General features: G+C 58.0%; 21 protein-coding genes. 3 read left to right on the top strand and 18 right to left on the bottom strand.

The window, feature by feature from the left end:
• Positions 1–12: 12 nt before the first annotated feature.
• The 13 genes from trkA to WMO20_RS00045 form a co-directional block, all read right to left on the bottom strand.
• Complete coding sequence (trkA, locus tag WMO20_RS00105; RefSeq protein WP_097783619.1) at positions 13–1,365, bottom strand: Trk system potassium transporter TrkA; 1,353 nt, start codon at positions 1,363–1,365, stop codon at positions 13–15.
• Between the two features lie 304 nt (positions 1,366–1,669).
• Positions 1,670–2,575: an Hsp33 family molecular chaperone HslO gene (gene hslO, locus WMO20_RS00100; RefSeq protein WP_349185459.1), complete on the bottom strand. Its 906-nt coding sequence runs from the start codon at positions 2,573–2,575 to the stop codon at positions 1,670–1,672.
• 3 nt (positions 2,576–2,578) lie between these two features.
• The gene (locus WMO20_RS00095) at positions 2,579–3,328 is read right to left on the bottom strand and encodes a class I SAM-dependent DNA methyltransferase (protein WP_112091783.1); all 750 of its coding nucleotides are present in this window, start codon (positions 3,326–3,328) and stop codon (positions 2,579–2,581) included.
• A 4-nt stretch (positions 3,329–3,332) separates the two neighbouring features.
• Complete coding sequence (gene yihA / locus WMO20_RS00090) at positions 3,333–3,935, bottom strand: ribosome biogenesis GTP-binding protein YihA/YsxC (RefSeq protein ID WP_005924021.1); 603 nt, start codon at positions 3,933–3,935, stop codon at positions 3,333–3,335.
• A gap of 21 nt (positions 3,936–3,956) precedes the next feature.
• Positions 3,957–6,410: an endopeptidase La gene (gene lon / locus WMO20_RS00085; RefSeq protein WP_349185458.1), complete on the bottom strand. Its 2,454-nt coding sequence runs from the start codon at positions 6,408–6,410 to the stop codon at positions 3,957–3,959.
• Between the two features lie 304 nt (positions 6,411–6,714).
• Positions 6,715–7,260 (bottom strand): Gx transporter family protein, encoded by a 546-nt coding sequence (locus tag WMO20_RS00080; protein WP_349185457.1) that lies wholly within the window; start codon positions 7,258–7,260, stop codon positions 6,715–6,717.
• A gap of 15 nt (positions 7,261–7,275) precedes the next feature.
• Positions 7,276–9,171, bottom strand: coding sequence for an ABC-F family ATP-binding cassette domain-containing protein (locus WMO20_RS00075; protein WP_349185456.1), 1,896 nt, complete (start codon positions 9,169–9,171; stop codon positions 7,276–7,278).
• A 33-nt stretch (positions 9,172–9,204) separates the two neighbouring features.
• Entirely contained in the window at positions 9,205–9,945 is a 741-nt protein-coding gene (locus WMO20_RS00070) for a YjjG family noncanonical pyrimidine nucleotidase (RefSeq protein ID WP_112091787.1), read from the bottom strand.
• 87 nt (positions 9,946–10,032) lie between these two features.
• A complete protein-coding gene (locus WMO20_RS00065) occupies positions 10,033–10,254 on the bottom strand; it encodes a hypothetical protein (protein WP_349185455.1) in 222 nt (73 codons plus the stop codon).
• A 55-nt stretch (positions 10,255–10,309) separates the two neighbouring features.
• Complete coding sequence (locus tag WMO20_RS00060; RefSeq protein ID WP_316544282.1) at positions 10,310–12,175, bottom strand: GDSL-type esterase/lipase family protein; 1,866 nt, start codon at positions 12,173–12,175, stop codon at positions 10,310–10,312.
• Between the two features lie 39 nt (positions 12,176–12,214).
• The gene (locus WMO20_RS00055; RefSeq protein ID WP_242914980.1) at positions 12,215–12,889 is read right to left on the bottom strand and encodes an HAD hydrolase-like protein; all 675 of its coding nucleotides are present in this window, start codon (positions 12,887–12,889) and stop codon (positions 12,215–12,217) included.
• A 287-nt stretch (positions 12,890–13,176) separates the two neighbouring features.
• On the bottom strand, positions 13,177–13,503 hold the full coding sequence (locus WMO20_RS00050; RefSeq protein WP_097785967.1) for an alpha-helical endospore appendage domain-containing protein: 327 nt from the start codon (positions 13,501–13,503) through the stop codon (positions 13,177–13,179).
• Between the two features lie 59 nt (positions 13,504–13,562).
• A complete protein-coding gene (locus WMO20_RS00045) occupies positions 13,563–13,871 on the bottom strand; it encodes a YerC/YecD family TrpR-related protein (protein WP_005923988.1) in 309 nt (102 codons plus the stop codon).
• A 701-nt stretch (positions 13,872–14,572) separates the two neighbouring features.
• Here WMO20_RS00045 and WMO20_RS00040 point away from each other — a divergent pair.
• The gene (locus tag WMO20_RS00040; RefSeq protein WP_097785966.1) at positions 14,573–16,300 is read left to right on the top strand and encodes a carbon starvation CstA family protein; all 1,728 of its coding nucleotides are present in this window, start codon (positions 14,573–14,575) and stop codon (positions 16,298–16,300) included.
• Positions 16,301–16,471: 171 nt separating this feature from the next.
• Here WMO20_RS00040 and WMO20_RS00035 read toward each other — a convergent pair whose 3' ends face one another.
• The 5 genes from WMO20_RS00035 to recD2 form a co-directional block, all read right to left on the bottom strand.
• Positions 16,472–17,164, bottom strand: coding sequence for an alpha/beta hydrolase (locus tag WMO20_RS00035; RefSeq protein ID WP_349185454.1), 693 nt, complete (start codon positions 17,162–17,164; stop codon positions 16,472–16,474).
• Between the two features lie 440 nt (positions 17,165–17,604).
• Complete coding sequence (locus WMO20_RS00030) at positions 17,605–18,813, bottom strand: sodium ion-translocating decarboxylase subunit beta (RefSeq protein WP_349185453.1); 1,209 nt, start codon at positions 18,811–18,813, stop codon at positions 17,605–17,607.
• A gap of 15 nt (positions 18,814–18,828) precedes the next feature.
• Positions 18,829–19,185, bottom strand: a complete 357-nt coding sequence (locus tag WMO20_RS00025) for an OadG family transporter subunit (protein WP_005923971.1) — start codon at positions 19,183–19,185, stop codon at positions 18,829–18,831.
• Positions 19,186–19,345: 160 nt separating this feature from the next.
• Positions 19,346–20,371, bottom strand: a complete 1,026-nt coding sequence (locus WMO20_RS00020) for a rod shape-determining protein (protein WP_112091794.1) — start codon at positions 20,369–20,371, stop codon at positions 19,346–19,348.
• A 140-nt stretch (positions 20,372–20,511) separates the two neighbouring features.
• Positions 20,512–22,746: an SF1B family DNA helicase RecD2 gene (recD2, locus tag WMO20_RS00015; RefSeq protein WP_308562822.1), complete on the bottom strand. Its 2,235-nt coding sequence runs from the start codon at positions 22,744–22,746 to the stop codon at positions 20,512–20,514.
• Positions 22,747–22,902: 156 nt separating this feature from the next.
• On the opposite strand from recD2, the gene WMO20_RS00010 reads away from it, so the two are divergent.
• Together WMO20_RS00010 and WMO20_RS00005 are read left to right on the top strand one after the other, a co-directional pair.
• The gene (locus tag WMO20_RS00010; RefSeq protein ID WP_112091796.1) at positions 22,903–23,892 is read left to right on the top strand and encodes a nucleoid-associated protein; all 990 of its coding nucleotides are present in this window, start codon (positions 22,903–22,905) and stop codon (positions 23,890–23,892) included.
• 120 nt (positions 23,893–24,012) lie between these two features.
• Positions 24,013–24,939 (top strand): AEC family transporter, encoded by a 927-nt coding sequence (locus tag WMO20_RS00005; RefSeq protein ID WP_316540748.1) that lies wholly within the window; start codon positions 24,013–24,015, stop codon positions 24,937–24,939.
• Positions 24,940–25,191 lie beyond the last annotated feature (252 nt).

Raw genomic sequence — 25,191 nt, 5'->3', positions numbered from 1 at the left:
AGTCTGCCTCCGTCAGTGCTCCACGATATCGCGCAGATCGTGCAGGCCATGCTCCAGCGTGACCACGATGACGTTGTCGCCCACCTGGATCTGGTCGCCGCCGCGGGGGATCAGGATCTTGCTGCCGCGGGTAATGCAGCACAGCAGCAGGTTCTTTTTCAGGTGCAGCTGGCTCAGGGGCACACCGGTGGCGGCGCTTTCCTCGTGCACCGTAAACTCCAGTGCCTCCACGCGGTCATCCAGAATGCGGTACAGCGTTTTGATGTTGCTGCCTGCCTCGTTCTGCAGGGCGCGGACATACTGCACGATGTAGTCGCAGGTCATGTACTTGGGGTAGACCACGCTGCCCAGATCCAGCCCGGCCAGAATATCGTCAAATTCTAGGCGGTTGACCTTGGTCACCAGTTTGCCGTTGGAGTGCTTTTTGGCAAACAGGGTCAGCAGTACGTTCTCTTCGTCGATGTTGGTCAGCGCCACAAAAGCCTCGGTGGATTCCAGACCCTCGGAAAGCAAAAACTCGCGGTTGGAGCCGTCCTCGTTCAGGATCTGTGCGCCGGGCAGCTGCTCGGCCAGCTCTACGCAGCGGGCGGCGTCCCGCTCCACGATGCGCACCCGCACATGGTTTTCCAGCAGTTCCTGACTGAGATAGTAGGCAATGGCACCGCCGCCCACGATGAGGGCGTTGCGCACCGGCTGCACCGGCAGATGCAGCTGCTGGAAAAAGGCGTGCGCCTTTTCCTGTGTGGCAAGGAAAGTGACCTGATCTCCCTTTTGCAGCACAAAGTTGCCGTTGGGGATGATGACCCCGCCGTCACGCTCCACCGCGCACACCAGAATATCGCTCTTGAGCCGGGTGGGGATCTCGCGGATGGCTACGCCGTCCAGTGCATCGGGCAGCGCAAACTTGATCAGCCGCACACGGCCGTCCGCAAAGGTATCGATCTTGCTGGCACCGGGGAACCGCAGCAGATGAGAGATCTCCTTTGCCGCTGCCATTTCCGGGTTGATGATGGCGGAAATGCCGATCTGCTTTTTGATAAAGTCCAGCTCGTGGCTGTAAGACGGGTTGCGCACACGGGCAATACCGTGGCAGTGACCCGCCTTTTTGGCAAACATACAGCAAAGCAGGTTCAGCTCGTCCGAGCCGGTGACCGCAATGAACACGTCCGCATCCTCAATGCCCGCCTCGGACAGGGTGGTGATGGACGAGCCATTGCCCACGATGCCCAGCACGTCGTAGCTTTCAGTCAGGTGCTCCACGCGCGCTTTGTTGGTGTCCACCACAGTCACGTTGTGGCCTTCCTCGCTGAGCTGGCGTGCCAGAGCCGTACCGACCTTGCCGCCGCCCACCAGAATGATCTTCATAACAAGTCCTTTCTCCTTTGGCAGCCCCTTTTCCCGGGGCTAGCAATTACAGTATAGTATAGCATATCCCACCGCAAAGTTCTACCGTTTGCCCCGCAAATACATTGAATTGCTAAAAAAGCGACAGTTCTTTTGTGCAAAACAGCCGGCACGTTCTATAAAAGTCCGCTTTTTGTTTACACCTGCTGGCGTTTCTGCGCATTTTTCTTGCTGGCAGTGTTCGGCACACTGATTTTTTCATAAAAACACCCCCAGTACCGGATATCCGGCATTGGGGGTACGTATCATCGCTTCTTCGGTGTGGTTATTCTTTGGACTGGGCGGCTTCGGCGGCCTGTGCATCATACTCGGCAAGCAGAGTGTTGAGGTCGTACTGATACTTACTGTGGCAGAAGTGGCACACCACCTCACAGGTGGTGTCCTCGTCCCGCATCCGCGCAAGCTCGGCACGGCCAAGGCTGAGCAGCATCTCTTTGGTACGCTCGGCGCTGCAATCGCACTGGTACTGCACCGTACGCTCGTCCAGCACATTGGGGGCAAAGCCTGCCAGTGCCATCTGCATCATGTCCTCGGGGGTCTTGCCCGCATGGAGCAGCTCGGTGACGGAGGGCATGGCGCTGATGTTCTTTTCCAGCTGGTCGATCTCGGCATCGGTAGCGCCGGGCAGCAGCTGCACCATAAAGCCGCCGGCGCAGAGGATGGACAGATCCTTGTCCACCAGAACGCCCAGCGCCATCACGGTGGGCACCTGCTCGCTGTAGGCATAGTAGCTGGTCAGATCCTCGGCGATCTCGCCGGATACCAGCGGCACCTGCCCGACTGTGGGCTCCTTTTGCAGGCGGTTATCGCGGATGACGGTCAGCACGCCGTTCTTGCCCACAGCAGTGCCTACGTCCAGGTGGCCGTTGGCTTTGGCGGGCAGCTCCACCAGCGGGTTGTCAATGCAGCCCTTCACGTTGCCGGTGCCGTCGGTGCAGGCAATAAGCACGCCCGCAGGGCCGCCGCCCGCCACACGCAGGGTGATGCGGTCGCGGTCATCCTTGAGCATGGAGCCCATCAGGGTAGCGCCCGTGAGCAGACGGCCCAGTGCCGCGCTGCAGGTGGCGCTTGTGGTGTGAAGCTTTTCGGCTTTACGGACGATATCGGTGGAATCCACACCGCAGAACACGACACCGCCGTTCTCGGACAGGCCGCGGATCAGGTTTGCCATAGGTTATTCCTCCAGTTGTGTATACTGTTTTGTTGCGCAGAAGAAGTAGCGCTGGCTTTCCTCGGTCAGCGGGCCGAAAGTTTCGCCGTCGCAGACGCTTTCCAGCGCAAAGCCGTGCTTTTCCAGCGCCGCACGGATGGTGTCCAGATCGTAGGTATACTCGCAGAATTCCTCGTGGAAATGCTCGCCGGTCTCGTGATAATCAATATCCACTGTGATCTCCACCCTGCGGTCGGCGGCGTTATAGTGGTTGCGCCACACGCAGGAGGCGTCCTCTTCCTCAAAGGTGAACGCGTTATCGCCTAGAACCTTCTGGTGCTTATAGGGGGTGTTCATATCAAACAGGAACACGCCGCCCTTTTCCATAAAAAAGCCTGCGTTGGCAATGGCGGTATCCAGATCCGGGATGTGGTTGAAGGTATCAAAGGTGGATACCGCCGCCCGGATGGTGCCGTAGAGATCCAGCTTGAGCAGATCCTGCCGGAGCAGCAGCAGGCGGCCGGAAAGCCCCAACTGCTCGGCCTTATCCCGCACCACGCAGAGCATCTCCTCCGACTGATCGATGCCGATCATATCGTAGCCTGCCTGCGTCAGCATCAGGGTCAGTTCCCCGGTGCCGCAGCCAAGGTCGGCTACAATGCCGTCATGGATGCCGTGGGCTTCCAGCTTTGCATGGATCTGGCTGTACAGGGCGTCGTAGTCCGCTTCGCCGTTGAATTCATCGTAGAAATAGGCAAATTCGTTGTAAGCCATGGCGTTACTCCGCTTCCTCGTTTTCCGCAGCCACTGCGGCGTTGAGCACTGCCTGCAGTTCCGGGATGCCGTAACCGTTTTCGCCGCTGGTCAGCACCACCTTCTGACAGCCATAGGGGCGGCAGATGTTTTCAAAGTCCTCCTGCGTTTTGGCAAGCTGGCTCTTTTTCAGCTTATCCGCCTTGGTCAGTGCCACCACATAGGGAATGCGGTGGTAGTGCAGATAGCGCAGCATCTGCAGATCGTCTGCGCTGGGGGCGTGGCGGCAGTCCAGCAGCTGTACCAGCAGGGTGTGGTGGCGGGGCGCCTCGAAGTAGCTGTTGATGAGGTCGTCCCAGCGCTCGCGGTCGGCGTTGCTCACCTTGGCATAGCCGTAACCCGGCAGGTCCACAAAGTAGCAGTCGTCCACGGAATAGAAGTTGATGGTAGCCGTTTTGCCCGGCGTACTGGACACGCGCGCCAGATTTTTGCGGCTGCACAGCTTGTTGATCAGGCTGGATTTGCCCACGTTGGAGCGCCCCGAAAAGCTCAGCTCCGGGCGGTCGCTTTCGGGCAGCTGGCTGGAAATGCCATAGCTGGCAATAAAATCAGCTTTATTGAAGATCATTGCGTGTTCCTTTCTATTATTTCAGCAGACAGCGCCCGGCTGGTTTTTCTCAGGCGCGGCGGGGATGCGGCTCTCCCCTGCCTTGGACTTTTTGGTGCGGGGACGGCCTGCGGTGCTCTTGGCAGCTTTCGGCTTGAGCAGAGCAGCAGCCAGCACCTGCGAGAGATTCTGCATAGGCAGGAAGGTCAGATTCTTCTTGACCTCCTCGTCCACGTCATACAGATCAGGCTCGTTGTCCTTGGGGATGAGCACGGTCTTCATGCCCTCGCGGTAAGCAGCCATGCTCTTCTCCCGCAGGCCGCCGATGGGCAGCACGTTGCCGTGCAGGGTGATCTCGCCGGTCATGGCCACATCGCCGCGCACCGGCACGCCGGACAGGCAAGATACCAGTGCCGTGGTCAGGGTGACGCCTGCACTGGGGCCGTCCTTGGGCACAGCACCCTCCGGGGCGTGGATGTGCAGGTCGCACTTTTTCAGCCGCTCGGGGTCGATGCCGTATTCCTCGGCATGGACGCGCACCCAAGTGACTGCCAGCTGTGCGCTCTCCTTCATCACATCGCCCAGAGAGCCGGTAACGGTGATCTTGCCGGTGCCGTTGTCTATGACCTGCACCTCGATGGGCAGGGTCTCGCCGCCTACACTCGTCCATGCCAGACCGTTGGCGATGCCCACAGCGTTGGTACGGTTGAGGAAGTCCGGCTTGACGATGCGGGGACCCAGCAGTTCCTCCAGCATGGCAGCGGTAACGGCTACGCTTTCTACCTCGCCGGAAGCGATCTTGCGGGCACACTTGCGCAGCACACTGGTGATGGTGCGCTCCAGATTACGCACACCGGCCTCGCGGGTGTAGCCGTCGATGATGCCGTAGAGCGCGCTCTGGTTCATGGTGACCTTGCCGGTCAGACCGCAGGCCTTGAGCTGCTTGGGCAGCAGATGCTTGCGGGCAATATTGTATTTTTCCACGCGGGTATAGCTGGGCAGCTCGATGACATCCATGCGGTCGCGCAGCGGGCCGGGGATGCTGCCCAAGTCGTTAGCGGTGGTAATAAAGAGCACATGGCTCAGGTCAAACGGGATATCGATGAAATGATCGTTGAAGGTGCTGTTCTGCTCCGGGTCCAGCGCTTCCAGCAGAGCTGCCGCCGGGTCGCCCCGGAAGTCCCCTGCCAGCTTGTCGATCTCGTCCAGCAGCATCAAAGGGTTGGAGGACTTGGCGGTGATCATGGCGCTGATGATCTTGCCGGGCATGGCACCGATGTAGGTGCGGCGGTGGCCGCGGATCTCGGCTTCGTCCCGCACGCCGCCAAGACTGATGCGCACATACTTGCGGCCAAGGCTTTCGGCGATGGAGCGTGCGATGCTGGTCTTGCCGACACCCGGAGGGCCAACCAGACAGATGATCTGCGCCTTCACGTCCGGTGCCAGCTTGCGCACAGCCAGCGTTTCCAGAATGCGGTCCTTGACCTTTTTCAGGCCGTAGTGGTCCCGATCCAAAATCTGCTGGGCGCGGTGGATATCCAGATCATCCACGGTCATGGTGTTCCACGGCAGGTCCAGACAGGTATCCAGATAGGTGCGGATGACCGTGGCTTCCTGATTGCTGCTCTGCATCCGGGAAAGGCGGTCTACCTCCTTGAGCAGCTTTTTCTCGCTGTCCTCGGCAAGGTGCAGCTCCCGGATCTTGCGGCGGTAATCATCGGCTTCGGCGTGGGTATCGTCCCCCTCGCCCAGCTCGTCGTTGATGATGTGCAGCTGCTCGTGCAGGTAATAATCGCGCTGGTTCTTGTCCATGGACTCGTTGACCTTTTCCGCGATCTCCTTTTCGATCTTCATCACCTGACATTCGCGGCGCAGCATCTCCACAAGGCGCTGCAAACGGCCGTTGAGGGTGTTCTCGTTCATCACAGCCTGCTTGTCCTCGTAGCGGAACAAGAGATTTGCCGACATATACTCGGTGAGGAACATAGGGTCATCGCTGGAAACGATAGTGAACACCACGTCCTTTGCAAGGCGCGGGTTCATGCCCAGATACTCGTCAAAGCCAGTCTTGAGGGCGCGGAGCAGTGCTTCGGTCTCCACAGCTTCTTCGGGTTTTGCGGCACGCACCGGAGCGGAGCGCACGGCAGACAGCAAAAAATCACCGGTGGTATCCAGCTCGGTCAGCTTGGCGCGGTACTTGCCCTCTACCAGCACCTTGACCAGCTCGTCCGACACGCGCAGCACCTGCTTGACCTCGGCTACTACGCCGTAGGTGTACAGATCCTGCTGGGTGGGCTCGCTGGTTTCCATCTCCTTCTGGGCTACCAGAAATACGTTGGAGTTATTGGCCATAGCCCACTCCACGGCAGCAATACTCTTTTCCCGCCCGACTTCAAAATGAACAAGGTTGTTGGGGAACACCACCAGCCCACGCAGTGCGATGGTGGGCAGATGGAGTTCCTTCCGCTCGACCTTGATGGTAACTTTTTCAGACATATACAAACACCTCCCGACTGCCGCTTGAATCCCTATACTGCGGCAGCGCTATCCTTTGGGGTCTTTTAAGGTGTATCTGAAAACAAAGGAAATGACGAATATTTCGCAAGCACAAGCGGGATTTAAGGCAAATAGCCGCAGGAATCCTTTGTGGATTTCAAGGCTGATTCACGCAAAATCCAGCTGTGTTTGTAGAAATAGACTAAATTTTCGACTTTTCAGATACACCCTAGATAAAAATACAGTTGTTTCCTTATTATACAGATTTCCGGCCAAAATGCAACTGCCTTGCCGGAATGGTCGGTCATTCGGGGCGGTTTTCCTGGGTGTTGAAGCCCATTTTGCCCAGTGCGGGCAGCAGCGCCCGCAGGGTGACCGAGGTGAGCGCACCCATGACAAGCCCCAGCACCAGCATGACCGGCGCGTAGTACAGCGACAAAGACGAGGAGATGATGACTCCTGCGCCCAGCAGCTGCCCCACGTTATGCGCCAGAGCGCCGCAGACCGACAGGATGAACCATGTAGGCCGCACCGGCAAAAGATAATACAGCACCCACATCACCGCAAGGGACAAAAGCCCGCCGCACAGCGAGAGGAAGCCCGCCGTAAAGCCGGAAACCAGAAAGACGAACAGCGCCTTGAGCACATCCAGCACCAGTGCCTGCCGAGCGCCCATGAAGAATAGGGCGTACATGACCACGATGTTGGCAAGACCCAGCTTCATGCCCGGCAAAAGCCCCGGGATGACCAGCGTGCCCTCGATGAAGGAAAGCGCCATGGCCAGCGCAAACAGCAGGCCGGACAGGGCAATGTGCCGTGTTTTTTGATAGTTGCGGTGATTTTTAGGCATAGAGGATACGCTCCTTTATTCTTCGGGCTGCTGCGTCTGCTCGTAGGCTTCCTGCTCTTCCATGGCGGCTTCCCATGCGGCAAAAAGCTCTTCCTGATGGAAGCGCAGGTCGCTCAGTTCATCGCTTTTCTGGCGCAGCAGGTCAGGGTCGTTATATACCTCCGGGGAGTTGATCTCGTTGTCCAGCTCCACCTCGCGTGCACCGCAGGCCTCCATCTCGTCCTCGCAGGCCTTGATCTTGGCGCGCAGCTCGGCGCGGCGGCGGCGCTGCTCCTTGCCGTAGCCAGTCTTGACGGGCTCGGCAGCCTTCTGCGCAGTCTGCACCGGGGCGGCACGTCCCATCAGGGCATCGTAGCTGGGGTAAAGCACCGCCTTGCCGTCCTCAAGATAGAGGATGGGACAGGCCAGACTGTTCATCAGGTGACGGTCGTGAGTGACCAGCAGCAGCGTGCCGGTGTACGCCATCAGTGCTTCGGTCAGGTTTTCGCGGGTGTAGATATCCAAGTGGTTGGTGGGCTCGTCCAGAAACAGCAGGTTCGGCCGTTCCAGCACGATCTCCGCAAAGCGCAGACGCGCCAGCTCGCCGCCGGACAATGCTTCGCAGGGCTTGAACACGGTATCTCCCCGGAACCCCAGCTTTGCAAGGTGGCTGCGCACCTCCAGCTCGGTCATGCGGGGGTACTTGTTCCAGATGACATCAATGACTCTGCCCTGCCCCAGACGGTTCTGCTGCTGGGCAAAAATGCTGGGACGCGCCCCGGTGCCCAGCCGCACCATGCCGCCGGAGGGGCGGCGCTTGCCGTCCAGCACCTGCATCAGGGTGGATTTGCCTGCACCGTTGGGGCCGGCAATGATGAGCCGCTGCCCGCGGCAGACCGTATAGGTAAAGGGCTCCAGCAGGGTGCGCTCCCCGATCTTGATGCTGAGGTTTTTCAGCAGCACCAGCTCGTTCCACGGCTCTACGTCATATTCAAAGCGGAATTTCAGCTGGTTAGTCTCGTCCTTGGGTGCCTCGGTGATCTCCAGCTTTTCCAGCTGCTTGCGGCGGCTCTGCGCCATTTTGGTGGTGGAAGCGCGCACAAGGTTGCGGTCCACATAGTCCTGCAGTTTTTCAGCCAGTGCCACATCGGCATCGTGCTGCTTCTGGCGCAGGGCATCGGCGGCTTCCTTCTGGGGCAGATAGGCCGAGAAGTTACCCTTGTAGGTGGTCATGGTCTGGAAGGATACCTCCCAGATCTTTGTACAGACATTATCGAGGAAATAGCGGTCGTGGCTGACCACCAGCACCGCGCCGGAGTAGCCCTTGAGGTAATTCTCCAGCCATTCCATGGTGGCAAAGTCCAAGTGGTTGGTGGGCTCGTCCAGAATGAGCACATCCGGCTTTTCCAGCAGCAGCTTCGCCAGACGCAGCCGCGTCAGCTCGCCGCCGGAGAGCACCGCAATGTTCTTTTGCCATGTATCCTGCGCAAAGCCCATGCCGGACAGCACCTTTTTGATGTTCACATCCATGTTGTAGCCGTCGGCAGCATCTACGATGTTTTGCAAAGCATCGTGCTGCGCCAGCAGGTCGGCGTTATCGGGCTGGGCAGCCATGCGGCGCTCTAAGATCTGCATCTGCGCCATGGCGTCCAGCACCGGGGCAAAGGTGGCGCGCATCTCGCCGTAGATATCCAGCGTGGCGTCCAGCTTTGCGTTTTGCTCCAGATAGCCCAGCGTTACCCCGTGGGTCACGCTGAACTCACCCTCGTAGTCCTGATATTCGCCGGTAAGGATCTTGAGCAGAGTAGTCTTGCCTGCGCCGTTTTGTCCCACGATGCCGATGCGATCCTCCCGCTCGACACTGGCGGTCACATCGTGCAACACCACCTTTTCGCCAAAGGTCTTACCCAGTTTTTCCAAATGTATCAGCATAGTTTTGATCCGTTATCCGTTCTTTTTCATATTTCAGCACTGATGGCGGCGGTTCTTCAGGCCAACATTGGCCAGCTCCTCCTGCTCCATCACCAGCGGATACAGCTCTTCCAGACTGGCGATCTCGTAGGTAGGGATCACCTTGCCGGGGTTCTCGGCGTGGTTGGGGTTGTACCAGCAGGTATCCAGCCCGGCGTTGCTGCCGCCCTGAATATCGCTGGACAGGCTGTCGCCCACCATCAGAACGTGCTCCCGGTTCTCCACACCCAGCGCGCGCAGGGCTGCATCAAAGATGCGGGCATTGGGCTTTTCGCAGCCCATTTTTTCAGAGATGAACACATCTTCCATAAAGTTCATCACGCCGCTTTCCGCCAGACGGCGGGTCTGCACCTTCTGGGCACCGTTGCTGACGATGGCCAGCGTTGCCACCTCGGAAAGCTCCCGCAGCACGTCCAGCACCTCCGGGCTCATCAGGTCCGGGTGGGTGGACAGCTGCTCCAGATAGCAGCGGTTCATCTCCACGCCGTCGCCGGCGGCATTGATGGCCTTTAAAAAGCGGCTGAACCGCTCGCCGAACAGCTTTTCGCGGCGGATCTGGCCTTTTTCCAGCTGCCGCCACAGTTCCTCGTTGATGGTGCGGTAGGTCTGCACGGTCTCGGCGTCCGGCTCGATGCCGTAGTTCACCAGCGTTTCGGCCAGCGCCTTGTTTTCGGCTGCGTCAAAGTTGAGCAGCGTATTGTCCGCATCGAACAGGATGCAATAGTATTTTGCCATAGTATCTCACTTTCTTTTCAGCATTTCCCACTTTGGTGTATCAACAGGGAGAAGCCAGCCCCACCCCCCGGCAGAGCTGGCTTCTCGTTATTCAGAAACGATTTCATACGCAGACAGGTCTGTTTGTGCCGGGGTATTGTCCGGGCACGTTGCCTTTCCTTCGCAGGGCGTCAGACCGCATTTCTGCATTTCTTCCTCCAGTGCGCTGTTATCCACGTTTTCCCAGTTGGTGTCGTAGTAGTCCACGCTGCCGTCGGTCACGTCATTTTCCCCGGGCAGGGCGGGCGTGCGCATCGCTTGCCAGTACATAGGGCTCCACCTTCCTCTCACGCCAGCCTATGCGGCGCGGGAGCGGAGTGTGCGCTCAGTTGGCGGCTTCCTTGCTGGCGCTTGCCTCCGTTTTGGAGGAAGCAGGCTTTTCTTCTTTAGAAGAAGCCGGTTGTTCTTCCTTGGAGGAAGCTGTGTGTTCCTGCTTAGAGGAAGCAGTTGTTTCTTCCTTGGAGGAGGTGCTGCTCTGTGAAGAAGAGACGGGCTTTTCTTCCTTGGAGGAAGCAGGAGACGAAGCCGGCTTTTCCGCCTTAGAGGAGCTGCCGGTGCTTTCAGAGGTGCCGTTCGAGGAGGAAGAAGCAGGTTTTTCTTCTTTAGAAGAAGCCGGTTTTTCCTCCTTGGAGGAGGCAGACGTCTCTTCCTTGGAGGAAGCAGGCTTATCCTCCTTAGAGGAAGCATCAGAGCTGCTGGAGCTGGTGGACGAGCTGGACGGTGCACCGCTGACCGTAAACTCCAGCTTATTGCTGGTCACTGTGCAGTCGTTATAGCTGGCAGTGGCGTACACCCGGAAGGTGCTGCCCAGCATGGAGGGATCCACCTCACCCTTTACGGAAGTCTTGCCGGCAGCCTGTGTCACCTCGCTGCCGTTGACATACCAGCGGATGCTGGAAGCATCCAGATACTTGCCCTTGAGGGCAGCTTTGAAGGTGTAGGAGTCCCCCAGCATAGCCTTGCCGCTGCTGCTGATCTGGATGGAAGCGGCTGCAAACACAGCGGTCACATCCACATTCTGGTCAAAATTGGTATCAGTGCGGGTGCGCTTGGTCACACCATCGCTCCACTTGACGAACACATAGCCGTCCTCCGGCACAGCGGTAACGGTAACGCTCTGGGTGGCGCTGGTCACCTTGACGGTAAGGGACTTGCCGCTCTCATTGCCGCAGGTCAGGGAGCCGCCGCCGGTTTTATCTACACGGTAACCGGCCTGATACTCCGTTTTCTCCTCAACGGCCGAGGAAGAGACTTCCTCCGAGCTGCTGGGTGCTTCCACGGCAGAGCTGGGGTTAGCGGTATACTCGGCGCGGGTGGGGATGTTATTGGTATCCGGGCGGCGATCCTCGGTCTCATAGGCGTGGGTGCGCAGATACTTCAGCAGCACCTTCAGACCTGCGGGCTTGAGGTGGATATCGCCGCTCTGGTAGTAATCGACATTGCCGTAGCCGTTGGCGTCCTTGAGCGCCTCGGCAGAGTTGAGGAACTTGACGCCCAGCTGCTCGCACATGGTCAGCAGCGCCATATTGAAATCATCAATGCGGGTCTGGTCCATATTAGGGTAATTAGAGTGGTTGGACGGGACCGGCGGCACCGTGTTGACGATGATGTCGGTATAAGGATAGCTGGCCTGAATGGCCTGCACCAGTGCGGTGTAGTTGCTGATGAAATCCTCGGTATTCATGCCGTTATCGTTGGTGCCCAGCATGATGACCACCCGGCGGGGCTTCATTTTTGCCACTGCCTGTGCGATGGTGTAGCGGTTATCGTCACGCTTGAAGGTGACGATGCCTTCGTTCAGGGCGGCACCGGTGCCAATGCCCTCCTTGGCACAGAACTGCTGCAGCGAGATCAGGCCATTGGCATACAGACGCACCGTGTTGGAATCGCCGATAAAAAGGGTCTGCTCCTGATAGGCATTGCCGGCATCGGCGGTCCCGGTGAGCAGTGCGCTGGAGGTCTCGTTGATCTGGTAGTGGTCGGAGATATCCTCCTCCCCTTCCGGGGCGGGCGCGGGGGTAATAATGGAAGAATCCCCCGGCTGCTCCGTCGGGTTCTTGCCCCGCTTGAGCATGGTAAGGGTGATGCCGATGGTCAGCAGCGCCGCCAGTGCGCACACGATGCACACCAGCACCGCCTGCTTCTGCATCGGGGTCAGCGCCTGATTCTCCTTCTGGTTATTGCTTCTCATATTCTATCCATTCTCCTTCCGAAGGAATGAAACTTCCTGTCATACCCGGGCTGCCAGCAGCCGGTCGGTAAGGTCGGCGCAGCTTTCAGCCAGCAGCACTGGATGGAAGGCTTCCAGCTCTTCCCGGCTGCCGTAGCCGTACAGCACACCGGCAGCATCCAGACCACAGTCGGCAGCGCCCCGCATATCATCGTTGCGGTCGCCCACCATCAGCACCCGCTTGCCCTGCAAGGCGGGCTGGCTGAGCACATAACGCACGACCTCGGTCTTGGTATCCCGGCTCTCGTCCATGGAGGCACCACCGATAAAATCAAAATACGGTGCCAGCCCCTGCTCTTCCAGAATGGGCGTGACCACCTTGGTGGGCTTGGAGGTGGCAGTGCACAGGAGAAAACCCGCGTCCTTCAGGGTTTGCAGCATCTGCGGAACGCCCGGGAACACGGCACACTCGTGGCTGCCCTTCACCGCGTAGCTCGTGCGGTAAAGGTCGGTAGCTTTTTCGATCAGCGCCGGGTCGGTGAAGTGCTCACCGAAGCTTTTGCGCAGCGGCGGGCCCAGATACCGGCGCAGGTTTATGCCGGATACATCCACACCCATGGTACAGAAAACCTCTTGCAATGTATGAATGATACCGGGAGCCGAATCGATCAGCGTCCCGTCCACATCAAATAGGATCGCATCATAATGCAGCAATGTTTTATTCCTCGCTTTCATGGTGATACATCCAATAGTATAGCACAGATTTGATACATCAGCAATTCCAACAAAAGATTTTTCTGTCTCTTATGCAGATTTTTCCTGAAAAGGGAGGCCGCTGTACCGTATTATGCGCAGCAGTCTCCCTTGCAATAGAACGATTTAGAATGCCCTCCGCGTGCGCTCTGGGCATTATTTAGAGGAAAAAACATTTTATTAGAACAATGCCGGGCAGCCTGCGGGCTGCCCGGCATTGCATTTTCACGGGTCAAATTGCAGCGGAGAGCGCCCCGCCCCAAAAAACATTACTGCGCAGGTGATGGGCAGCTGCTGTCCCCCGGGACATAAAGGTTGTTGGAGACGAACTCCAGCTTATCCTTGAGCACCAGTTCAAGGTTTGCGACGGCGTGCACCATATTGGTGGCGGAGTCGTTCACCTCCAGCAGCTTGCAAAGATCCAGACCATCCAGATCCATGGCCTTCTGCATCTTCCGGCTTTCGGCGCACAGAATGTGGCTGAGCGCCGTTTCCTGCAGGGCAATGCTTTCCATCAGGTCCACAACAGCCTGATCCAGGCTGACCTTGGGCATTTCCGGGCACTGAGAACGGGCGCAGGGTGTATCGATCATCATAGGGCAAAACCTTCCTTTCCGGTCGTGTGCCCTATCCTATGCTGCGGCAGGTGCGGCTGTTACTGCTTTTCTGCCTGTGCGCGCACCTTCTCGATGGTATCACGGTAGCCGCCGGAGCCGTACTGGATACAACGGTTGATACGGCTGATGGTGGCAGTGCTGATCTCCACTGCCTTAACGATCTGCTCATAGGTGGCACCGTCCAGCAGTAGCTTTGCCGCCTGCAGGCGCTGTGCCATATCCGAGATTTCCTTTACAGTGCACAGATCCTCAAAAAAGGCGTAGCACTCCTCCCGGCTCTCCAGACTGAGGATAGCATCAAACAGTGCGTCCGTTGTCTCATTTCTTCTGGAATTTTTCTCAGCCATTGTTTTTCTCCTTATTATAACAGCGGCGGCAGCGGGCAAAGCAGACAGTGCTGCCGCGCGGAATATTCTGCACGCTATTACTTTAGCACTTCAAAGTGTGAAAGTCAAGACCTGTGGGTGAATGGTTTTCAATTAATGTGCTATTCAGTTTTATTCTCTTCACACATGAAAGAAAATCATCTAAAAATTATTCCCAGAAAATGGCTTGAATTGGCGCATCCTCTGAACTTGTGACAAGAATATTGACAATTGATGAAAACGGGAATAAAGTAGGACACAATCATTCAGCAAATGCAAGGAACAGGACATGATCTTCTGCATCACCCTCTTTCAGCGAGCCGCTTCTCGGGTGAAAAAGCGGCAGTCAGGAGCAGAGGACCCTCGCCTGGGAGCAGCCTGTGTGAACCGGGTTTTGTGCCCCTTAGTAGCACGGTGCCGTCCAGCCCACGTTATCGGGCAGCATGGTCAGCGTACCATGCGTGGGAGAGTGGCTGTTTTACACAGCAAGCGAAGTGGTACCGCGGAGTATTGCATCTGCCCTGGCAGGCGGGTGCAAAAGCCTTCGTCTTCGGAGTGTGATCGGGACATCGGTCATGTGCTGAGGACGAAGGTTTTTTACGCTCCGGGGCAACGTTTTGCCGGACGGCAGCCTAACGTTCCGAACCTGTTGCGGAGTGAAAAAAGGAAAGAGGTAGAAAACTATGAATACGCTGGTCATCGTATTGATCGCAGCGGTGTGCCTGTTTGGCGCTTATGTGCTTTACGGCCGCTGGCTGGCTAACAAATGGGGCATCGACCCCGCAGCCAAGACCCCGGCAGTCGTCCACGAGGATGGCCGGGACTATGTGCCCACCAACGGCTGGACGGTGTTTGCTCACCAGTTCAGCTCCATTGCCGGTGCAGGCCCTGTTACCGGTGCCATTCAGGCCGCAGCTTTCGGCTGGCTGCCGGTGCTGCTGTGGGTGCTGCTGGGCGGTATCTTCTTCGGCGCTGTCACCGACTTTGGTGCCCTGTATGCTTCCGTTAAGAACGACGGCAAGAGCATGGGTATGCTGATCGAAAAGTACATCGGCAAGACCGGCCGCAAGCTGTTCCTGCTGTTCTGCTGGCTGTTCTGCGGCATCGTCATCGCTGCCTTTGCGGACATGGTCGCCGGCACCTTCAACGCCTTTGGCGCAGACGGCGCAATGGTCGAGGCTGCCAAGACCAACGGCGCTGCCGGTATGGTTTCCATCATGTTCATGGTGTTCGCCGTTGTCTTTGGCCTGCTGCAGAAAAAGTTCAACTTCTCCGGCTGGAAGGAAAGCGTTATCAGCATCGTGTTCATCGTGCTGTCCTTTGTCATCGGCGCAAACCTGCCCCTGATCCTGGGCAAGGCCGCTTGGAGCTACATCACCTTTGTGTACATCTTTTTTGCTGCCGTGCTGCCCATGTGGCTGCTCAAGCAGCCCCGTGACCACATGACCACCTTTATGTTCGTGGCCATGATCGTGGGCGCTGTGGTTGGCCTGCTGGTTGCACACCCCACCATGAACCTGCCTGTATTCACCGGCTTTACCAACGAAAAGCTGGGCACCATGTTCCCCATCCTGTTCGTCACCGTGGCCTGCGGTGCAGTTTCCGGCTTCCACAGCCTTGTTTCCTCCGGTACTTCTTCCAAGACCGTTGAGAACGAGAAGGATATGCTGAAGGTCGGCTACGGTGCCATGATCCTTGAAAGCCTGTTGGCTGTTCTGGCTCTGTGCGTGGCCGGTGCTGCCGCAGCTGCCGACGGCACCCCTGCCGCCGGTACCCCGTTCCAGATCTTCAGCCGCGGCGTTGCCGGTTTCTTTGAGATGTTCGGCGTGCCCGCCTACGCTGCCACCGTGTTTATGACCATGTGCGTTTCCGCACTGGCTCTGACCAGTCTGGATGCCGTGGCCCGCATTGGCCGCATGAGCTTCCAGGAGCTGTTCAGCGTGGACGACATGGAGCACGCTGAGGGCTGGCGCAAGCTGTTCTGCAATGTGTACTTCTCCACCTTCATCACGCTGGTGTTCGGCTTCATCCTGACCAAGATCGGCTACGCCAACATCTGGCCGCTGTTCGGTTCTGCCAACCAGCTGCTGAGCGCACTGGTGCTGGCTACCCTGTGCGTATTCCTGAAGGTGACCGGCCGCAGCAACAAGATGCTGTTCCCCCCGCTGATCATCATGCTGTGCGTCACCTTTACCGCACTGGTGCAGCGCCTGATCGCTATGGTCAAGGCCATCAGCACCGCCGCTTCTGTTACTATCCCTGCCGGTGAGACCACTTGGGGCGCTGTGTTCATCGCAAACGGCCTGCAGCTGATCCTTGCCGTGCTGCTGATCGTGCTGGGTCTGAATATTGTGTTCCACTCCTTCTCCGCTTATAAGAAGGCTGAGCACAACAGCGAAGCAAAGGTCTGATTTAATTCCACCATTCACAATCCTGTTTTCAATAAACAAAACGCCGCTGACGATACACAAAGCCGTCAGCGGCGTTTTGTTGTGGAAGCGTATTTCATATTGTAAGCCCGGAAAATCTGCGGATCTTCCGGGCTTACGTTTTCACAGGCTAGAGAAAAGAGAAGCTGCTTATTATATGTGACAGCTTTCCCAGCCTTGCAGGGCGGCAAGCTGAGTCTCGGTGTGGAACCAGTGTTCCCCGCCCTCCAGAATGGTCAGGTGCGCCCCGGTCTGCTGCCGGAACCGCTCCATAGCGGTGTGCCCGGTAAGGGGGTCTGTATCGGCATAGAGCACCTGTGTGGGCACTTTCCAGTGCAAGGGGTGTTCCCTTACCCAGCACAGATACGGCCACGAGAGGGTCTCGCCCATGGCGGTGGGAATCTCCCCTGCCGTGCGCAGCTGCTCCTCCGTTACCCCTGCCTGCTGCATCAGGTCAAGGATGAGATTTTCCATATCCACGATCGGGGAGACAAGCAGCGCCTTTTCCGGCTGCTGCGTTTGCAACGCCTGCATAGCAAGCCATGCCCCGATGCTGACCCCATACACCCGGATATGCTTCCACACCGGCTGCATCCGGGCGTAGACTGCCTGCAGCTCTCGGGTGACCACCCACGGCACCAGCTTTTCCGGGCTGTCTTTCCGGGCGCCGTGCTCCGGCAGGTCGACAGCCAGCACCTGCCAGCCTGCCGGGCAGGCTGTGCGGGCAAAGCGGGCGGCCTCGGCTGCGCTGCCGTTTTTGCCGTGGACATAGAGATAGACCCTGCGGCTGCGCTTGCCGTACAGGACAGCCGGAATGCCTGCAACCTCAAGCTTGATTTTTTCCATAACGGCTCCCTCCTGTTTTGGGGCGTTTTGCGCCCTGTTTTCTCTATGATAGCACAAAGAACTGACAAACACAAACAGGAAAAAGTTACTATCATCCTTATTGCAAAAACGATTTTGAATGGCCTCCGCTGCCGCTCTGGCCATTGTTCAAGGAAAGTATATTTTAATATTTGAGGTTCTGAAACGCCTGCGGGCGTTTCAGAACCTCATTTTCACAGAAGGGGTCGTAACTGGAAACGGCTGCTGTTACCTCTTACGTCCTCTCCCGTGAAAATGGGATAACGGAGCGTCCGCAGACGCTCCGTTATCCCGAAATAATAAATCATAATTCCGCTGAATATGGCCAAAGCACAGCGGCGGCCATTTGAAATCGTTCTGCACAAAAAGAGCCATCGCACAGACTTGTGCGGTGGCTCTTGGGATAGTGCTTCAGGTTTTGCTTAGCCGAAGATGTTGATCAGGATACCAGCAGCAACGGCAGAGCCGATAACGCCGGCCACGTTGGGACCCATGGCGTGCATCAGCAGGAAGTTGGAGGGGTTCTCGCTCTGGCCAACCTTCTGGGAAACGCGAGCGGCCATAGGCACGGCGGAAACGCCGGCAGAACCGATCAGGGGGTTCACCTGACCGCCGGTCAGCTTGTACATGACCTTGCCGCACAGCACACCGGCTGCGGTGCCGAAGGAGAAGGCGATCAGACCCAGCACGATGATGAACAAGGTGCGGGTGTTCAGGAAGGTGTTTGCGCTGGTGGTGCAGCCAACAGACAGAGCAAGGAAGATGGTGATGATGTTCATCAGCTCATTACCGGCAGTCTTCTGGATACGATCCACAACGCCGCACTCCTTCATCAGGTTGCCCAGCATCAGCATACCGACCAGAACGGCGGCATCCGGCACGATGAGGGAAACAATGATAGCGACCATGATGGGGAAGATGACCCTCTCGGTCTTGGAGACGGTGCGCAGCTGCTTCATGACCACAGAGCGCTCCTTGGAGGTGGTCAGCGCCTTCATGATGGGCGGCTGAATAACGGGCACCAGTGCCATGTAGCTGTACGCTGCCACGGCGATGCTGCCAAGCAGCTCAGGCGCCAGACGGGAGGTAACGAAGATAGCAGTCGGGCCGTCGGCACCGCCGATGATGGAGATGGCAGCGGACTGCTTCTGGGTGAAGTCTACCAGACCGGTAGCGGCCAGCAGACGGGCGCCCATGTAAGTACCAAAGATACCGAACTGTGCGGCAGCGCCCAGCAGCAGGCTCTTGGGGTTGGAGATCAGAGGTGCAAAGTCGGTCATGGTGCCGATGCCGAGGAAGATCAGCGGCGGGTAGATACCCAGCTTAACGCCCATATAGAGCATATCGGCCAGACCGCCGTTGTTCAGGATCTCGATCCACTCGGGGTGCTCCAGACCGTCACCAACGAAGTACTGCATATGGATGATGCCGCTGCCGGGAAGGTTGGCAAGGATCATGCCAAATGCCATGGGCAGCAGGATCAGGGGTTCGAACTCCTTGACGATAGCGAGGTACAGCAGAAAGCAGCCCACGCAGATCATCACGGCGTACAGCCAGCCGCCGGGCTGGCCAAACTGTGCAAAGCCGGAACTTTGGAAAATACCGACCAGAGTATCAATAAACTGTGTCATGCTCTTCCTCCTGTGTTAAAACGGGGCCGTGGTGTCGTTCACGCCGGCCTTGCCCCAGCCATTTTTGCCACGACGCACTGCCTTAAGGGTGTACTTGCCGTTGCCCATTGCATGGATAGCAGCCATAATAGCGGCCACCACATCACCGGGGATGCCTTCCTCTACCTGAGGAGCGGGCGCAGCCTGCTGTACCGGAGCGGCAGCGGGCTTTGCGGCGGGTGCCTGCGCAGCAGTCTTAGCGGCCTTCTTCTTGGCATTCATCGAGTCGAAGATCTTGCCCTCCAGCGTGATGATAGCCATCAGCAGCACGAGGATCAGGAACACCAGCACGATACCAGTAATGGTAACGACCACATCGAAACCTAAGTCCATGGTTTTTCCTCCTGTTTGTTGGATACTGCAAGCGATACAACATCGTCAGCAGAAAATCAATTTGGATATAGTATACCGTATTTTGCCATTCATTTCAACAAAAATTAACAATTTTTCTTTTTGCCGCTTTGTGATATGGCATGGACAAAACGAGCCTGACTTAGCGGCGGCCGATGCGCGGGGTAGCGTCCGTAAAGCCGGTTTCCAGCTTATCACCGAGGGAAAGGCTCTGTGCCGTACCCAGTGCAACACAGTTCACGGGGTCCGGCGAGACCGTCACTTCCACCTTCAGTTCCTGACTCAGATATTCGGTCAGGCCGTGCAGCTGGGCACCGCCGCCGGTCAGCATGACGCCGTTGCGGTAGATATCGCCTGCCAGCTCCGGCGGGGTTTTTTCCAGCACCTGATGGGCTGCGGTGCCGATCTGCTCGCTGAGCATCATCACCGGCTCGTACAGGTCGTCGGTAGAAACGGTCACGCGCACCGGCAGACCGGTGAGCAGGCTGCGGCCCTTGATCTCCATGCTCTCGTGGAAATCGGTCTTTTGGGGGCAGCAGGCAACGTGCTTTTTCAATTCTTCAGCGGTGCGCTGGCCGATGGCGATGCTGTATTTGTTGCGGACGTGCTTGAGGATCTCCTCATCGTAGTGGTTGCCGGCCACGCGCACACTGGTGGCCTTGACCTTGCCGCCAAGGCTCAGCACCGCGATATCCGTGGTGCCGCCGCCGATATCAATGATCATGCGGCCATCCGGCAGGGTGATGTCGATGCCGGAGCCGAGGGCTGCGGCGATAGGCTCGTCGATCAGGTACACCTGACGGGCACCGGCTGCCACCACAGCCTCTACCACGGCATCGCTCTCAATGCCGGTAATAGCGGCGGGCACGCACACTGCCACCCGGGGCTTGACCATGTGGGAGCTGTACACCTGCTTGACAAAGCGGCAGATCAGCTCCCGGGTCATGGTGTGGTCGCTGATGACGCCGTCCTTCAGCGGGAAGATGGCGGAGATATAGTTGGGCGTGCGTCCCACCATAGCCAGTGCCTTGTCGCCGGCTTCCAGCACGGTGTTCTTGCGGGTATCCATTGCCACAACGCTGGGCTGGTTGAGCACCACGCCCTTGCCCTCCTGCGCGATGATGATGGTAGTAGTACCAAGGTCGATGCCGATATCATTCTGTGCCATAATTGCCTGAATCCTTTCTCTGCGTTCCTCTATCATGTATGTAACGCCCGCAGCTGCGGGCAAAAAAACAAAGACTGCTTTAGTATAACATAGTTGCGGCAAAAAGTATACAAGCTTTGCCGCTGTTCTGCGCGGTTTTATCAGGAGCTCTTCCCTTCTGTGCTGAGCTGCTCCGGCGGCTGTCCAGCCTGCAGCAGGGCGCACAGGCCGCTGTAACGCAAGTTCTGCCGGATGTTGCTCATCATGCTGTTCACCACGTCCCTGCGGCCCGCCACAACGCACAATTTGCGTGCGCGGGTAACGCCGGTGTAGAACAGGTTGCGGTAGCACAGCCTTGGCGGCACCTGCGCCACCGGCAGGATCACCGCCGGGAACTCGCTGCCCTGACTTTTGTGCACCGTGATGGCGTAGGCGATCTCCAGTTCGTTCAGGTTTTCCGCCGGGTAGAGCAGCCGCCGGTCGTCCATGCGCACCACCATGGAGCGCTCCCGCACGTTGATGCTTTCCACAATGCCGATATCGCCGTTGTAGGCACCCACGCCCTGCTCACCGCCGATGCGGTTCCAGACGATCTCGTAGTTGTTGCGCACCTGCATCACCTTGTCCCCTACCCGGAACACCCGGGCGGCGCTTTGCAGCTGGGGCTTGCCCTTCTGGGGCGGGTTGAGCAGGTTTTGCAGTTCCACGTTCAGTGCCTGTGTGCCGGTGGGGCCAAGCTTTGTGGGGCACAGCACCTGAATATCCCGGATGGGGTCAAAGCCGTAGCTCCGGGGCAGCCGGGTGGTGACAAGATCGCACACCAGACGCTGGGCGGCCTCGCCGTCGGACTCCAAAAAGAAGAAGTCATCGGTCTTGCTGCCCTTTTGCAGCGGCTCGCCGGAGATGATGTGATGGGCGTTTTCCACGATGAGACTGCGTTTTGCCTGCCGGAAGATCTCGTTCAGGCAGACGGTGGGCACGCAGCCGGAGCGGATGACCTCGCTGAGGATGTTGCCCGCACCTACACTGGGCAGCTGGTCGGCATCGCCTACCATAATAATACGGCAGGTGTAGCGCAGCGCTGCAATGAGCGCCTGAAACAGCTTGACGTCCACCATGCTCATCTCGTCCAGAATGACCACGTCACACTTGAGCAGGTTTTTGTCGTTATGGATAAAGCTGACCACGCCGCCGGTGTAGTCCACCTCCAGCAGGCGGTGGATGGTGCTGGCCTTGCGGCCGGTCAGCTCGCTGAGCCGCTTGGCAGCGCGGCCGGTGGGCGCGCACAGGGCTACCCGCTCGGCCTGATTTTCCAGCAGCTGCAAAATGGCGTTGACCGTGGTGGTCTTGCCCGTGCCGGGGCCGCCGGTGAGCACAAGGCAGTTCTCAGTCATAGCCTTGCGGATGGCTTCCCTTTGCAGGGGGGCGTAGGCAAAGCCCTGTGTCAGCTCCAAGATCTGGATGTTTTTATCCAGATCCCGGGCCGTGTTCTTGCCGCGCTTTGCCAGCAGGTTCAGCCGGTCGGCAATGTCCTGCTCTGCAGCCAGCAGATCTGGCAGGTAGATATAGGGCACGGCATCGAACATTTTTACGCACAGTTCTTCCGTTTCGATGCAATGATCCAGCGCACGCGCCAGCTTTTCCGGCGGCTGGTGGATAAAGTTGGAGGCAGTTGCCAGCAGCTGTGCCCGGGGCAGACAGGTGTGTCCGTTGCCCGCATTATGGCGCAAAGTGCGCAGCAGGGCAGCTTCCAACCGCTGGGCACAGTCCCCTTCCATGTGGTAATACTGGGCGATGCTGTCCGCGTGGCGGAAGTCCAGCTGCAGCGGCTCCCCGCACAGCAGATAGGGGTTTGACGCAATGGCCTGCATCGCCCCCACACCAAAGGCTTTGAACACCTCCATAGCCTTGCGGGGACTGATCTCGAACTGCGCCAGATAGGCGATGAGTTCCCGCATTCCGAACATCCGCTTGAACTCCTGCTGGATGCGGTCGGCCTTATCCGGCGAGATGCCGGGAATCCTGGTCAGCCGGGCGGGGTCGTTGGCGATGACCTCCAGCGCCTCAGCGCCGAACATATCAATGATCTTATCCGCAGTTCGTGCGCCGATATACGGCAGGGAGCGGCTGGCCAGAAAAGCATATACCGCTTCCAGATCCTTGGGCATATCGGTCTCGCATTCCTGCGCGTGGAACTGGCGGCCATAGGTGGCGTGGTTTTCGTACCTGCCGCGGCAGATAACGCTTTCGCCTGCGTGCAGCTCGCCTACGATGCCGCAGACCACCGTGAGCACCCCGCCGCCGGAGATCTCGAACACCACATAGCCGTTATCCTCGTTCTCGTAGATGATATCCTCCACGACGCCTTCGATCTGTTCCAGCTGCTGCTCGTCCACCAGCTCCACCTCCTTTTGCACAGATATTATAAGTATAGCCCTTTTGGCGGGATTTGTAAATTGTAGAATCCGCAAAATCCCCGGGCGGCTCTCGCCTTTTTCCGGCGGTTGTGCTATACTGGGCGCAAACACTACGTCACGAAATGAGGAGCAACAATGGAGATCATCATTCATCAGGCCATTCTGCACGTTCTGGATACCACCATGGATGCGCCGGTGCTCAGCGGCGGGCCCATGGAGCTGACCGCCGAAAAAAACGCCTACCTGCAAAACCACATTGAAAAGCTGCTGGCCAGCGACGACATCCGCCAGTGCCGCCCGCTGCCGGACTCAGCCTTTAAAAATGAGCTGGAACACAATCAGGACTTTGTGGATCTTTCCTGCCGCATTGCCGGGGTGCTGTTCGACTATATGCACGCCCACACCACCATCCCCGGGGCAGACCTTGCCGTGGTGGATTTTACCCGGGACGGTGCGCCGTGGCTGGGCATCCTGAAGTTGAACTATAAAAACGGCTACACCCACTATACGGAGACTGTGGAGGGCGCACCGGTGAACTCCATCATCCAGCAGCGCGCCTGCCTGCCTACCCAGAGCGGCAAGGTGGAGGAGGGCGCACTGGTAGACCTGACCGATTACTCCATGCGGCTGCTGGAAAAGAAGTACGATATTGACGGCCACAAGGAGTTTTACCTTTCCACCGTGGTGTTCCAGTACACCACCGCCCAGCCGGAAAAGAAAAAGCTGCAGGCCATTCAGGAAGCTGCCGTGCAGGCTGTGCAGGAGAACTACGCTGAAACGCCCCATGTGGAGGCACAGGTGGCCATGATGATTGCCAATCAGGCTGCCGACAACGACAATCAGGTGTCCATCCAGCAGGTGCGCCAGCAATTGGAAGAGGAATATCCTCTTGCCGCCGTGCCCTTTGACGATTATGTGGAAAAGAGCGATGTCATTGACAGCGCCGCCCAGCCGGTGACCGTGACCCCTGCCCGCATCCGCCGGATGGAAAGCCGCAGCCTGCGCACCGCCAACGGCATTGAAGTAAAGATCCCCACCGAACTGTTGAACGCCGAATCGGAGGTAGAGTTCCTGCACGCCGATGACGGCAGCATTTCCCTGCTGATCAAAAATGTCATTTTGTAAGCTTTAACTGCAAAATCTTGCAAAGCCCTGCGTTCAGCTTTGCTATCCGCAGGGGTTTGTGCTATACCTGTGTTGTATCTTTCGTGGTATACGCGTTATGGCCTAGAGGAGGAGAATTTTATGGAACTGGCTCTCATCACCGCGCAGCAGGTCGCGGTCTTGTTCCTGCTGATCGGCACAGGCATGGTGGCGGTCAAAACCGGCGTGCTCAAGCTGGAAAACAAGCAGGCGCTTTCCAATCTGCTGGTGTACATCATTGTGCCGGCCATGGTGGTAAACTCTTACCGCATGGAGTTCAGCGCCCAGATCTTGCACAATCTGCTGGCGGCTTTCGGCATGAGCGTCCTGTCCGTGCTGCTGGGCACTGTGATCACTCTGCTGCTCACGGCACGCAAGACTGGCAGCAGGATGCCCATTTTCCGGTTCGCCTGCATTTTTTCCAACGCAGCATACATGGGCTTCCCGCTTATTTCGGCGCTGTTCGGCTCCGAAGGTCTTTTGTATGCCAGTGCCTACGTTACCGTGTTCAACATTCTGCTGTGGACGCTGGGTTATGGCCTTGTCAGCGGCGGTTCCAGTGTAAAAGAGGTTGCCCGCAGTCTGGTACGCACCCCGGTACTGTATGCCATTGTGGTGGGGCTGGGCATCTATCTGCTGCAGATCCCGCTTCCCACCCTGATCACCCAGCCGCTGGAGCTGCTGGCTGGGGTAAACACCCCGCTGTCCATGCTCATTACCGGTATGCTGATTGCCGCCGGTGATGTGCGCAGCATCGTGACCGACAAGCACATCTGGAAGCTTGCCTCTGTGCGTATGCTGCTGATCCCGGCAGCTACGCTGGCGCTGTTCGGGGTGCTGGGCTTCCACGGCACTGCCGCGCAGGTGGTAACGCTGCTGGAATGCTGCCCGGCCGCCGCCATCACCTCGGTATTTGCGGTGCAGTTCGGCCACGATGAGCACTTTGCCGCCGGGAGCGTGGTACTGACCACCCTGCTCAGCATCGTCACCCTGCCGCTGTGTGCGCTGATCATCACCATGGTGATGTAAGCAGAGCCGCCGCCCAGTAGCGGTATGTTTATATTGTAAGAAGGACGATTTAAAATGCCTTCCGCGTCTTACGGGTTGCGGCACCCAGCATCCGCATCGTGCCTTGGACGGCACGCGCGTCTTGCTGGCCGCTGCCCCAACAACTCCTCCCTGCTTCCGCCACTGGCGGCGGTCGTCGTCGTTGCTGGGCATAGTCAGCAGAAATTAGTATTTTAGATTTCGGAGTAGCGGAACGCCTGCGGGCGTTCCGCT

Origin of the sequence: Faecalibacterium intestinale (genome assembly GCF_040096575.1) — a bacterium.
In the GTDB taxonomy this organism is placed as follows: Bacteria; Bacillota; Clostridia; order Oscillospirales; family Ruminococcaceae; genus Faecalibacterium; species Faecalibacterium intestinale.
Note: the sequence above shows the minus strand (reverse complement) of the source record. Positions and strands in the feature narration are given on the sequence as shown.